Below are 12,523 nucleotides of genomic sequence, written 5' to 3'. Positions count from 1 at the left end.
GTTACGCGAACTGGCGCAGGAAGCGCAGATCGTTCTCGAAGAACAGGCGCAGATCCTGCACGCCGTAGCGCAGCATCGTCAGACGCTCGAGGCCGCTGCCGAACGCGAAGCCGATGTAGCGCTCGGGGTCGAGGCCCATGTTGCGGATCACGGTCGGATGCACCTGCCCCGAGCCGGAGATCTCGAGCCACTTGCCGGCGTTCTTGCCGTGCTCGAACATCATGTCGATCTCGGCCGACGGTTCCGTGAACGGGAAGTACGACGGACGGAAGCGCACGAGGATGTCGTCGCGCTCGAAGAATTTTTTCAGGAAGTCGGTGTAGACGCCCTTGAGGTCGGCAAAGCTGATGTTCTCGTCGATCCACAGCCCTTCGACCTGGTTGAACATCGGCGAATGCGTCGCGTCGCTGTCGACGCGATACGTGCGGCCCGGCGCGATCACCTTGATCGGCGGACGGTTCATCCGCGCGTAGCGGACCTGCATCGGGCTCGTGTGCGTGCGCAGCAGCAGCGGCCGGCCGTCGGCGTCCTTGCCTTCGACGTAGAAGGTGTCCTGCATCGACCGCGCCGGATGGTTTTCCGGGCTGTTCAGCGACGTGAAGTTGTACCAGTCGGTCTCGATCTCGGGGCCGTCGGCCACGTCGAAACCGATCGAGCGGAAAATCTGTTCGACGCGCTCCCACGTGCGCATCACGGGGTGCAGCGTGCCGGTGCCCGCGCCGCGGCCGGGCAGCGTGACGTCGATCGCCTCGGCGGCGAGGCGCTGGTTCAGCAGCGCGTCGGCAAGCGCCTGACGGCGTGCGGTCAGCGCGGCTTCAACCTGCTGCTTCGCGACGTTGATGCGTGCGCCTTCGGTCTTGCGTGCTTCGGGATCGAGCTTGCCGAGGCCCTTCAGCAACTCGGTCAGCGCGCCCGACTTGCCGAGAAATCGTGCTTTCTCGTTTTCGAGCGTGGTGATGTCGGCAGCCCGTTCGAAGGACTGCTGCGCGTCGGCGACAATCTGGTCCAGATCCATAGATCCCATCATTTCCAACGTCATTCGGTCTTGACCGGCGAATTCGTCCGGCCAACAGAAAACGGCCCTCACGCACGCTTCGTTCGCTGCCCGCCGGGCGCTCGGCCCGCTTCGGGCGGCCCAGCGAGGGCCGATAAAAAAAGGGGCTCGGAAGAGCCCCCGTTTTCGCTGCAGCGGCCGAGACTACCGGAACATCGCTGCAACTCACCACGCAGTGCTAATTTTGCAATTAGGCTGCAACGGCGGCTTTCACCTGCTTGACGATCGCAGCAAAAGCAGCCTTGTCGAACACCGCCATGTCGGCCAGCACCTTACGGTCGAGTTCGATCGACGCCTTCTTCAGGCCGTTGATGAACACGCTGTAGGTCATGTCGTGCTGGCGAACTGCCGCGTTGATACGCGTGATCCACAGTGCGCGGAACACACGCTTCTTGTTGCGGCGATCGCGGTACGCGTACTGACCAGCGCGCATCACCGCCTGCTTGGCGATGCGGTAGACGTTATTGCGGCGGCCGCGATAACCCTTGGCCAGGTTGATGATCTTCTTGTGACGGGCCCGTGCGGTTACCCCACGTTTGACTCGAGGCATGTTTCTCTCCTTAGAGTATCGGTTGAGGGGTTACGCGAACGGGAGCATCGCGCGGACGGAGTTCAGATCGGAATCATGAACTGCCGTGGCGCCGCGCAGGTGACGCTTGTTCTTCGTGGTTTTCTTGGTGAGGATGTGGCGCTTGAAGGCTTGACCGCGCTTGACGGTACCGCCCGGACGCACCACGAAGCGCTTTGCGGCGCTCTTCTTGGTCTTCATCTTAGGCATGACGAACAACTCCAGTTTATTAGATGGCGATGGGTGTGCGGTTGGCTTGCGCCCCTGACCCGCCCTTCGAAACCCAGTCCACTTGTGTACGGCGCGCTGCATGCAGCCGCCGTCGTTTCTGGCGCGCCACCCGACAGGGCGACGCGCCGAACCACTGCGAAACCCGCGCGCCACTGCGCGCCGGCCCGTTACTTCTTCTTTTTCGGCGAGAGCACCATGATCATCTGGCGCCCTTCCATCTTCGGCATCTGCTCGACCTGGCCGACTTCCTCGAGATCGGTGCGCAGACGCTCGAGCATCCGCATGCCGATTTCCTGGTGAGCCATTTCGCGGCCGCGGAAACGCAACGTGATCTTCGTCTTGTCGCCTTCCTCAAGGAAGCGCACGAGATTGCGAAGCTTGACGTTGTAATCCCCGTCATCGGTACCCGGCCGGAACTTGACTTCCTTGACCTGGATGACCTTCTGCTTCAGCTTCGCTTCATGCTGCTTCTTGGCTTCCTGGTACTTGAACTTGCCGTAATCCATCAGACGGCAAACCGGCGGCGACGCCTGCGGCGCGATTTCCACCAGGTCAACATCCAGTTCTTCCGATTTACGGAAAGCATCAGCGAGCTTTACGATACCGAGCGGTTCGTTCTCGATTCCGACCAGACGCACTTCCGGCGCAGTGATTTCACCGTTGATGCGATGCGACGACTTATCAGTAGCGATGTTACGTTTCCTCTAAAAATTAAAAAAACGAGCCGCGCTGCCAGGGTGGTTACTTGAACGAACGCAGGTCTTCCTGCAGACGCTCAACGAAGGCATCGACCGGCATAACGCCAAGATCGACGCCGCCACGGGCACGCACGGCTACCGTTTGTGCATCACGCTCCTTGTCGCCCACGACGAGCAGATAAGGCACCTTTTCCAGCGTGTGCTCGCGTATTTTATAGCTAATCTTCTCGTTGCGCAAATCGGCCGTCACTCTAACCCCTTGTTTTTGCAACGTTTGGGCCAGAGACTGCGCATATTCGACCTGACTTTCGGCGATATTGAGCACAACCGCCTGCACCGGCGCCAGCCAGACCGGCATCGCGCCCGCATGGTGCTCGATCAGAATGCCGAGGAAGCGCTCCATCGAGCCGACGATCGCACGGTGCAGCATCACGGGCCGGCGACGGCTGTTGTCTTCCGCGACGTACTCGGCGCCGAGGCGCTCCGGCAGCACCATGTCGAGCTGCAGCGTGCCGCACTGCCACGAACGGCCGAGCGCATCCTTGATGTGGTACTCGATCTTCGGGCCGTAGAACGCGCCCTCGCCCGGCAGTTCCTCCCACGACAGGCCGCACGCCGTCAGCGCGTCGCGCAGGCCCTGCTCCGCGCGGCCCCAGGTCTCGTCCGTGCCGGCGCGCTGTTCGGGGCGCAGCGACAGCTTGATGTCGATATGCTCGAACCCGAAATCCTTGTACACGCTCATCGCCAGCGTGTTGAACGCGATCGACTCGGCGATGAACTGCTCTTCCGTACAGAAGATGTGCGCATCGTCCTGCACGAAGCCGCGCACGCGCATCAGGCCGTGCAGCGCGCCCGACGCCTCGTTGCGGTGGCACGAGCCGAATTCCGCGTAGCGCAGCGGCAGGTCGCGGTACGAGCGCAGGCCGTGCTTGAACACCTGCACGTGACCGGGGCAGTTCATCGGCTTGATCGCGTAGTCGCGCTTTTCCGACTCGGTCGTGAACATGTTCTCGCGATAGTTCTGCCAGTGACCGGACGCTTCCCACAGCGAGCGGTCCATGATCATCGGCGTCTTGATCTCGAGATAGCCGGCCTCGTTCACGCGGCGGCGCATGTACTGCTCGACCTGCTGCCACAGCGCCCAGCCCTTCGGGTGCCAGAACACCATGCCCGGCGACTCTTCCTGCATGTGGAACAGATCGAGCTGCCTGCCGAGCTTGCGGTGATCGCGCTTCTCGGCTTCCTCGAGCATATGCAGGTACTGGTCCTGATCTTCCTTCTTGGTCCAGGCGGTGCCGTAAATGCGCTGCAGCTGCTCGTTCTTCGAGTCGCCGCGCCAGTACGCGCCGGCCACCTTCATCAGCTTGAAGACCTTCAGCTTGCCCGTCGACGGCACGTGCGGGCCGCGGCACAGGTCGGTAAAGCCGCCGTGCGAGTACAGCTTGATTTCATCGCTCTCCGGAATCGACTCGATGATCTCGGCCTTGTACTTTTCGCCGATGCTGCGGAAGTAGCCGGCCGCCTCGTCGCGCGACACGACGCGGCGCGTGACGGGCTCGTCCTTCTTCGCGAGCTCCTGCATCCGCTTTTCGATCTTTTCCAGATCTTCCGGCGTGAACGGGCGGTGGTACGCGAAATCGTAGTAGAAGCCGTTGTCGATGACCGGGCCGATCGTGACCTGCGCGTCCGGATAGAGCTCCTTCACCGCATAGGCCAGCAAGTGCGCGGTCGAGTGACGGATGATGTCGAGACCGTCCGGATCCTTGTCGGTGACGATCGCGAGCGATGCGTCGTGATCGATGACGGCGGACGTATCCACGAGTTCGCCGTCCAGCTTGCCGCCGAGCGCAGCCTTCGCAAGGCCGGGACCGATCGATGCCGCCACTTCGGCGACCGTCACCGGATGCTCGTATTGTCGAACTGACCCGTCAGGCAAGCGTATCGAAACCATAGCACTCTCCGTGATGCCGACCGTGGGCGGCAGACCAAAGGCGCACGACGCACGTCGCACGCGAAAATTTCGCGACAAAAAAAATGCGGCCCCGCTTTCGAGGGGCCGCATTCGATACTTCACTCAAACCGCAAGGGCGAAAACGTTCCTCGACTAGCGTCGCTCCGAAAAGGTTTCGGTCAACGTTCGCGGTGTCATAACCGTATTCGCCTTGTATGCGTTGAGTTATTTACTGCAGCGAACGCCCGGAAACCGGGCGCTCTCAATTCGTTGGTAGGCTCGATTGGACTCGAACCAACGACCCCCACCATGTCAAGGTGGTGCTCTAACCAGCTGAGCTACGAGCCTAAAGAAGCTGAGATTATAGAGAGCCGCTATCGGTTTGGCAAGCGTTTTATGCAAACGCAGGAAAACCGCGGCGGCAAGCCGAAACGGCGGAGCGAAGCGGCGAACCGTAGCGGTAAACCGAAACAGCAAGCGATCGCGCCCCGTTTCCCGACACCGCTGCCTTACGCCTTACGCCCCGCCCGCACGACGCCCTGCACTTCGCCGAGCAGCGTGCAGGCGCGCTGCACCTGCGCCGAATTCGACACCTCGACCGTGAACTGCATGAAGGCCGTATTGCGGCGGCTCTGCGTCTTCACGCCGACCACGTTCATCTTCTCGCGCGCGAACACTTCGGAAATGTCGCGCAGCAAGCCCTGCCGATCGGTCGCCTCGATCATCAGGTCGACCGGATAGACGGAAGCGCCGCGGCCGCCCAGCACGTCGGCCGACCAGGTGGTGTGCAGCACGCGTTCCGGCGCGCGCTCGGCCATCCGGCGGAACGTCGCGCAGTCGCTGCGGTGAATCGACATGCCCTTGCCGCGCGTGACGAAACCGCTGATCGGATCCGGCGGCGCCGGCCGGCAACAGCGCGCGAGCTGCGTGAGCAGCGCATCGACGCCGACTACCAGCACGCCCGTCGAGGCACCGTGCGCGACGCTCGCGCCGCTGCTGCGCTTCTCGAAATCGGCGGGCGCCTCGGGCGCCGGCTCGGCGGGCGGCGCGTCGGACAGCGCCTGCTCGATGTTGCGCAGGCTGAACTCTTCCTTCCCGACGACCGAAAACAGCTCTTCGGGCGACTTGAAGCCGAGCTTCGCGGCGAGGCTGTCGAGACTCACCGACGTCTTGCCTTCGCGCTGCAACGTCTTTTCGACGAGCGCACGGCCGTGCGCGATGTTCTCTTCCTGCTCGATCGCGTTGAACCACGCGCGCACCTTCTGGCGTGCACGCGGGCTCTTCAGATAGCCGAGCTGCAAGTTCAGCCAGTCGCGCGACGGACCGCCCTCCTTCACCGCGACGATCTCGACCGTCTGACCGTTCGCGAGCGGCGTGTTCAGCGGCACCATCGCGCCGTCGACGCGCGCGCCGCGGCAGCGATGCCCGAGTTCGCTGTGCAGGTGATACGCGAAGTCGACCGGCGTCGCGCCCTGCGGCAGCGCGATCACGCGCGCCTGCGGCGTCAGCACGTAGATGTGGTCGTCGTCGAGCGAGGTCTCGCGCAGTTGCGCCCACGCCTTGTCGCCCGACTGTTCGGCGCCGTCCTCGACGTCGTCCTTCCACGCGAGCAGCTGACGCAGCCACGCGATCTTCTCGTCGTACTTGTCGCTCGCGGAGAACTGGCCGCCGTAGCCGCGCGTGCCGGCCTCCTTGTAGCGCCAGTGCGCGGCCACACCGTATTCGGCGAAGCGATGCATTTCCTGCGTGCGGATCTGCACCTCGAAGGCGCGGCCGTCGTCGCCGATCACGACCGTATGCAGCGACTTGTAGCCGTTCGGCTTCGGTCGCGAAATGTAGTCGTCGAATTCCTTCGGCACCGGCTGCCACAGGTGGTGCACGATGCCGAGCACCGCGTAGCAATCCTTGATGTCCGGCACGATCACGCGGAACGCGCGCACGTCGTACAGCTCGGAAAAATCGAGCTCCTTGCCGCGCATCTTGCGCCAGATGCTGTAGATGTGCTTCGGCCGGCCGCTGACGTCGGCCTGCACGTTCGCGGCGGCCAGCTCCTGCTGCAGCCGCTCGATCGCCTGCGCGACATAGGCCTCGCGCTCCGCACGCTTCTCGTCGAGCAGCTTGGCGATGCGCTTGTAGGTGATCGGATCCTCGAAGCGGAACGCGAGATCCTCGAGCTCCCACTTCAGTTGCCAGATGCCGAGGCGGTTCGCGAGCGGCGCATAGATCTCGAGCGTCTCGCGCGCGACCTCCGGCGGCGGCTCGAGCTTCGCCGCCGCGTAGTAGCGCAGCGACTGCAGCCGCGACGCGAGCCGGATCAGCACGACGCGGATGTCCTGCGCGAACGCGAGCAGCATCTTGCGCAGCGCCTCGATCTGCGCGCGCCGCTGCTGGGCCGCATCGCGGCCCGCCTCGGGCGCGGCGTGCTGCGCCGCGCGCAAGCTGACCGTGCCGAGCCGCAACAGCTTGCGCACGTCGGCCACGAGCCGCGCGACTTCGTCGCCGAAGCGCTCCGTCAGTTCGCGTTCGGGGTCGCTCAGATGCGGCGTCAGCGCGAACAGCGCGGCCGCCTGCATCGCAGGCGGGTCCACGTTCAGCGTGCGCATGATCGCCGCGGTGCCGGCCGCGTGATCGGCGAGCCGCTCGCCCGACGCGAGACACGCGTCGCCGGCCCGCTCGCGCACGAACGCGAGCACGTCGTCGAACGACGGCGCCGCGACGGAGGAAGCGGATACGGACTCGGTCATCGCACGGCCTGACGGAATACGGTCATCTCGACGCGGATCAGCTCCGCTGCGCGGCGACGACGACGATCTCGACGAGCAGCGCCGGATCGGCAAGCTTCGCCTCGACCGTTGCGCGCGGCGGCGTGTTGCCCGGCGCGACCCATGCGTCCCACTCGGCGTTCATGCCCTCGAAGTTCGCGAGATCGGACAGGTAGATCTGCACGGACAGCAGATGAGCCTTGTCGCTGTTCGCTTCGGCGAGCAGGCGATCGATATGGCCGAGCACTTCGCGCGTCTGGCCGCGGATGTCCTGCGTGGTGTCTTCGGCGATCTGGCCGGACAGGTACACGGTACCGTTGTGGATCGCGGTTTCGGACAGGCGCGGCCCGACGTGGTGACGAATGACTGCCATGAAATGTTCCGGTCGTAAATGATGGGTGAAGGTTGTCGCGGCCACGCTGCGCGTGCCGCCGAACCGCATATTATGACGCGTTTATGTGCCCGTTTCGACGAAAAACCGCCGCGCAAGCGCGATCTGCTCGGCGTCGACGAACGCGGGCGCATGCCCGACGCCGGGGATTTCCGCGTGCGTCACATGCCGGCCGCGCCGCACCATGTCGGCGACGGTCTCGCGCGACAACAGGTCCGATTCGGCGCCGCGCACGACGAGCAGCGTCGCGTCGGTCGTCTCGATCGCACGCCACAACGCGGCTTCGCCGAGCGCGGCCAGCTCGGGCGTCGTCGCCTTGAACGGCTCGGCGATGCGCGGATCGTAGCGGATCGTCCAGCCGCCTTCGGGCAGCTCGCGCAGCAGCGGCGCGTTCAGCGCGCGCCATTCGTCGTCGCTCAGCGCGCCGAACGGCAGCGACAGCGACGTCAGGTAGTCGATTCCTTCCTGCTCGGTCGCAAAGCGCGGCTGCACGCCGAGGTATTCGCCGATGCGCGTCAGCGATTCCGGCTCGATGTGCGGACCGACGTCGTTGACGATCATCCGGCGGATCGGCGAGCCGGGCAGCCCGGCCAGCGCGATGCCGATCAGTCCGCCCATCGACGTGCCGAACCAGTCGACCGTTTCGACGTCGGCGCGCGCGATCAGCGTCACCATGTCGGCCACGTATTGCGGAATCGCATAGTGCCGCGGATCGGCGAGCCAGTCGGAACGCCCGCGTCCGACGACGTCGGGACAGACGACGCGATACACGTCGGACAGCGCCGCCGCGAGCCGGTCGAAATCGCGCCCCGAGCGCGTGAGCCCGTGCACGCACACGAGCACGCGCGGGTTCGCGGGATCGCCCCACTCGGTATACGCGACGTGATGAAGGCCGGCGGCGCTCGCGCACTGCACGCGTCGCTGGCGGGGAACCGGAGGATTCGCTGAAGTCGTGGGCATCGTGGGCATCCTGTGGAACGGGAGCGGCGCAGCGGGCCGCGCAGGCGCCGGGTCCGATGCGATCGATTGTAAACCGCTTCCGTTGCGCAGGTCGGCTCGTGCGGCGCGCGGGCCCATCATGACGAACGCCCCGCATGCCGGCGACGGCATGCGGGGCGTCGGGAACACGGCGCGCCGCGCGGACGCGCGTCGGCCTCAGGCGACCGCGCTCACGTCGAGCGGTGCGCCCGTCTTCGCCTGGATTTCGTCGACGCTCACACCGTCCGCGAGTTCGAGGACCTTCAGGCCGTTCGGCGTGACTTCGATCACGCCGAGATCGGTGATGATCAGACCGACCACGCCGACGCCCGTCAGCGGCAACGTGCATTCGTCGAGAATCTTGTGCTGGTCGCCCTTCGCGACATGCTCCATCAGCACGACGACACGCTTCACGCCGGCGACGAGATCCATCGCGCCGCCCATCCCCTTGATCATCTTGCCGGGGATCATCCAGTTCGCGAGGTCGCCGTTCTTGCTGACCTGCATCGCGCCGAGGATTGCGAGATTGATGTGGCCGCCGCGGATCATCGCGAACGAATCGGCCGACGAGAAGATCGACGAGCCCGGCAGCGTCGTGACGGTCTGCTTGCCGGCGTTGATCAGGTCCGCGTCGACTTCCTCTTCGGTGGGCGACGGGCCGATGCCGAGCAACCCGTTCTCCGACTGCAGCCACACTTCGACGCCTTCCGGCACGTGATTCGCGACGAGCGTCGGCAGGCCGATGCCGAGGTTCACGTAGAAGCCGTCCTGCAGTTCCTTCGCCGCGCGCGCGGCCATCTGGTCACGATTCCAGGCCATGTCAGTCTCCTTTCGCGCGCACGACGCGTTGTTCGATACGTTTTTCCGGCGTCGCGTTCAGCACGAGGCGCTGCACGAAAATGCCCGGCGTGTGGATGTGGTCGGGATCCAGTTCGCCGTTCTCGACGATCTCCTCGACCTCGGCGACCGTGATCTTGCCGGCCATCGCGCACATCGGGTTGAAGTTGCGCGCCGTGCGGCGATAGATCAGGTTGCCCGATTTGTCGGCCTTCCAGGCCTTCACGAGCGCGACGTCGGCCGTCAGCGACGGTTCGAGCACGTAATGGCGATCGCCGAACTGGCGCGTTTCCTTGCCTTCGGCGATCACGGTGCCGTAGCCGGTGTTCGTGAAGAATGCGGGGATGCCCGCGCCGCCGGCGCGCAGCTTCTCGGCCAGCGTGCCCTGCGGCGTGAATTCGAGCTCGAGTTCGCCGGCAAGGTACTGGCGCTCGAACTCCTTGTTCTCGCCGACGTACGACGAGATCATCTTCTTGATCTGGCGCGTTTCCAGCAGCAGACCGAGGCCGAAACCGTCGACGCCCGCGTTGTTGCTGATGCAGGTGATGCCCTTGACGCCCGAATCGCGCAACGCGGCGATCAGCGCTTCCGGAATCCCGCACAGGCCGAAGCCGCCGACCGCGAAGGTCTGTCCGTCGCGGACGATCCCTTCCAGCGCCGCAGCCGCGCTTGGATAGACTTTGTTCATCTGTATGTCCCTTCCTCTATGGAAACCAGCGAAACCGGTTTACGCGCCGACGTGGCCCGCAAGCCCGCCGCATCATTCTATGCATGCTCGACGCGGTATGCGTCGAAGCGCGCCGTTTTTATACCGCGGCATGCGCCGCGAGATGCCCGAAAGGGTACGATGCGCCGCGGATACGGCACAATACGCAAAAATACATAAGCGTTTGCCACCGGCTGCCCGCGTCCATGCCCGCTCTCGATTACCAGACCGCCTTCCATCTCGCGCCGCTCGGCCTCGTCATGTCGCGCGACCGCGTGATCGAGGACTGCAACGACGCGGTCGCCGCGATCTTCCGCTGCACGCGCGCCGACCTGCTCGGCCAATCGTACGAAGTGCTGTACCCGTCGCCGGACGAATTCCAGCGGATCGGCGAGCGCATCTCGCGCGTGATGGCCGCGAACGGCATTTACGCGGACGACCGGATCATGAAACGGGCGGACGGCGAACTGTTCTGGTGCCACGTCACGGGCCGCGCGCTCGATCGCACCGCGCCGCTCGCGGCCGGCGTGTGGACGTTCGAGGATCTGAGTGCGACGCGCCGCGTCGCGGTCGAACTGACGCCGCGCGAGCGCGAGATCGCCGCGCAGCTCGCGACCGGCAAGACCAGCAAGCAGATCGGACGCGTGCTCGACATCAGTTCGCGCACGGTCGACATCTATCGCGCGCGGCTGATGCGCAAATACGGCACGAGCAATACGGCGGAGCTGCTGCAGCGCCTGCTCGGGCAGTGACGGGCCGGCATCGCGGCGGGCGCAGCCGACACCGTCGATGCGCGCAAGATCGGGAACGGAAAAGCAAAGGCGCCGGCGGCGCGCAGCGGCGGCGGCCAGCCGGCGTGCCGGCGTGCCGGCGCTCAGTCGACCTTCGCGCCGAGCGCGGATTCGATCGCGTCGCGCAGCACCTGCGGCAGCGGCACCGATTTGCCGAGCGCATAATCGACCCATACGCAGCGCGCGTTGCCGCGCGCATAGACGTGATGCGGATCGTCGGCGCGCGTCAGTTCGAAGCCGGTGTCGAAGCTGCTGCGACCCGGCCGCGCGGCCGTCATCTTCGCAATCACGTCGCCCGGATAGTGCAGCTGCTTCAGGAATTCCATCGACGCGGTGACGATCACGGGCCCGTGCCCTTCGCCATTGCCGCCCGCGATGCCGAGCTGCTCGAACCACGAGATCCGCGCCTGCTCCATGTAACGGAAATAGACCGTGTTGTTCACATGGCCGAATGCGTCCATGTCGCCCCAGCGGATCGGCATCGACATCTCAAATACGGGAAAGTAATCGCTCATTGCAGTCTTCTTCGTTGCGGAGGCTCCGCTCAGGCGACGCCGAAGCCGTCGTCCGCGGAGATGATCGAGCCGTTGATGAACTGCGACTCGTCGGCCGCGAGCAGCAACAACAGCCCGTCGAGATCCTGAGGCTTGCCGACGCGCCGGCGCGGCAGCATCGACTGCAGCTTCTGGCCCTGCTCGGTTTCCCACAGGTAATGGTTGATTTCGGTATCGATATAGCCCGGGCAGATCGCGTTCACGTTGATCCCGTGACGGCCCCATTCGAGCGCCATCGCGCGCGTCATCTGCACGACCGCGGCCTTGCTCATCGCATACAGACCGATCTGCGGAAACGCGCGCAGCCCGGCCACCGACGCGATGTTGATGATCCGGTACGGCGGCTTGCCGTTGCCGTTCGCGCGCATGATCATCCGCTTCGCGACTTCCTGCGCGACGAAAAACGCGCCGCGCGTGTTCGTGTCGAACACGAACTCGAAATCGGCGGGCGTCACGTCGACGAGCTTCTGCATCGTCGACACGCCCGAGTTGTTCACGAGGATGTCGATCGTACCGGCTTCGGTTTCCGCGTGCGCGACGGCCGCCTTGATGCTCTGCACGTCGGTGACGTCGAGCGACACGACGTGCGCGGCGCCGCCCTCCGCTTCGATTTCCGCGCGCAGCTCCTTCAGGCGCTCGACGCGCCGGCTCGCCAGGACGACCTTCGCGCCGGCCTGCGACAGCACTTGCGCGAAGCGTTGCCCGAGGCCGCTCGACGCGCCCGTGACCAGCGCAACCTTGCCTTCCAGATTGATCGATCGACCCATTGCCCACCCCTTTCGATGTCTCGTTTCGCCGCCTCGAAAGGCGCGGCACGGACGGCATAACGCTAGCACATAAATAGAACGGTCGTGCTAATCTAGCCGGATGCTGTTGCGGCAAGCGTTTTGTTTCGCAGACAATACGCTCCCGAATAAAAGCATTCTAACGGTTAGAGGAACGCCAATGACCCCCGCAAGCCTCATCGAGCAATACGGCCCGCGCGAATCGATGGAATACGAC

13 protein-coding genes and 1 tRNA gene are annotated in these 12,523 nt (G+C 64.7%); 1 reads left to right on the top strand and 13 read right to left on the bottom strand.

Features of this window, described 5'->3' with window-relative positions; translation table 11 throughout:
* Nucleotide 1 precedes the first annotated feature (1 nt).
* The 11 genes from pheS to HMPREF3115_RS15280 all read right to left on the bottom strand — a co-directional run bounded on the left by pheS (nucleotide 2) and on the right by HMPREF3115_RS15280 (nucleotide 10,158).
* Nucleotides 2-1,015, bottom strand: a complete 1,014-nt coding sequence (gene pheS / locus HMPREF3115_RS15330) for a phenylalanine--tRNA ligase subunit alpha (RefSeq protein WP_006408513.1) — start codon at nucleotides 1,013-1,015, stop codon at nucleotides 2-4.
* Between the two features lie 229 nt (nucleotides 1,016-1,244).
* Nucleotides 1,245-1,604, bottom strand: coding sequence for a 50S ribosomal protein L20 (gene rplT / locus HMPREF3115_RS15325; RefSeq protein WP_004192938.1), 360 nt, complete (start codon nucleotides 1,602-1,604; stop codon nucleotides 1,245-1,247).
* 30 nt (nucleotides 1,605-1,634) lie between these two features.
* Nucleotides 1,635-1,832, bottom strand: coding sequence for a 50S ribosomal protein L35 (rpmI, locus tag HMPREF3115_RS15320; RefSeq protein ID WP_004191477.1), 198 nt, complete (start codon nucleotides 1,830-1,832; stop codon nucleotides 1,635-1,637).
* Nucleotides 1,833-2,020: 188 nt separating this feature from the next.
* Nucleotides 2,021-2,545: a translation initiation factor IF-3 gene (gene infC / locus HMPREF3115_RS15315; protein ID WP_080512257.1), complete on the bottom strand. Its 525-nt coding sequence runs from the start codon at nucleotides 2,543-2,545 to the stop codon at nucleotides 2,021-2,023.
* A 49-nt stretch (nucleotides 2,546-2,594) separates the two neighbouring features.
* Nucleotides 2,595-4,502 (bottom strand): threonine--tRNA ligase, encoded by a 1,908-nt coding sequence (gene thrS, locus HMPREF3115_RS15310; protein WP_070554992.1) that lies wholly within the window; start codon nucleotides 4,500-4,502, stop codon nucleotides 2,595-2,597.
* 271 nt (nucleotides 4,503-4,773) lie between these two features.
* Nucleotides 4,774-4,850: transfer RNA gene (locus HMPREF3115_RS15305), tRNA-Val, on the bottom strand.
* Nucleotides 4,851-5,011: 161 nt separating this feature from the next.
* On the bottom strand, nucleotides 5,012-7,246 hold the full coding sequence (locus HMPREF3115_RS15300) for a RelA/SpoT family protein (protein WP_006402085.1): 2,235 nt from the start codon (nucleotides 7,244-7,246) through the stop codon (nucleotides 5,012-5,014).
* Between the two features lie 37 nt (nucleotides 7,247-7,283).
* Entirely contained in the window at nucleotides 7,284-7,637 is a 354-nt protein-coding gene (locus HMPREF3115_RS15295) for a RidA family protein (protein WP_012467599.1), read from the bottom strand.
* An 81-nt stretch (nucleotides 7,638-7,718) separates the two neighbouring features.
* Nucleotides 7,719-8,615, bottom strand: coding sequence for an alpha/beta fold hydrolase (locus HMPREF3115_RS15290; RefSeq protein WP_045594116.1), 897 nt, complete (start codon nucleotides 8,613-8,615; stop codon nucleotides 7,719-7,721).
* 195 nt (nucleotides 8,616-8,810) lie between these two features.
* Entirely contained in the window at nucleotides 8,811-9,452 is a 642-nt protein-coding gene (locus HMPREF3115_RS15285) for a CoA transferase subunit B (RefSeq protein ID WP_070554990.1), read from the bottom strand.
* A gap of 1 nt (nucleotide 9,453) precedes the next feature.
* The gene (locus HMPREF3115_RS15280; protein WP_006402089.1) at nucleotides 9,454-10,158 is read right to left on the bottom strand and encodes a CoA transferase subunit A; all 705 of its coding nucleotides are present in this window, start codon (nucleotides 10,156-10,158) and stop codon (nucleotides 9,454-9,456) included.
* Nucleotides 10,159-10,382: 224 nt separating this feature from the next.
* On the opposite strand from HMPREF3115_RS15280, the gene HMPREF3115_RS15275 reads away from it, so the two are divergent.
* Nucleotides 10,383-10,928 (top strand): PAS and helix-turn-helix domain-containing protein, encoded by a 546-nt coding sequence (locus HMPREF3115_RS15275; protein ID WP_006413753.1) that lies wholly within the window; start codon nucleotides 10,383-10,385, stop codon nucleotides 10,926-10,928.
* Nucleotides 10,929-11,050: 122 nt separating this feature from the next.
* On the opposite strand, the gene HMPREF3115_RS15270 is transcribed toward HMPREF3115_RS15275, so the two are convergent.
* Entirely contained in the window at nucleotides 11,051-11,482 is a 432-nt protein-coding gene (locus HMPREF3115_RS15270; RefSeq protein ID WP_006402091.1) for an acyl-CoA thioesterase, read from the bottom strand.
* Nucleotides 11,483-11,511: 29 nt separating this feature from the next.
* Entirely contained in the window at nucleotides 11,512-12,288 is a 777-nt protein-coding gene (locus tag HMPREF3115_RS15265) for an SDR family oxidoreductase (RefSeq protein ID WP_006404965.1), read from the bottom strand.
* Nucleotides 12,289-12,523 lie beyond the last annotated feature (235 nt).

The organism is Burkholderia sp. HMSC10F09 (genome assembly GCF_001806955.1).
In the GTDB taxonomy this organism is placed as follows: Bacteria; Pseudomonadota; Gammaproteobacteria; order Burkholderiales; family Burkholderiaceae; genus Burkholderia; species Burkholderia multivorans.
Note: the sequence above shows the minus strand (reverse complement) of the source record. Positions and strands in the feature narration are given on the sequence as shown.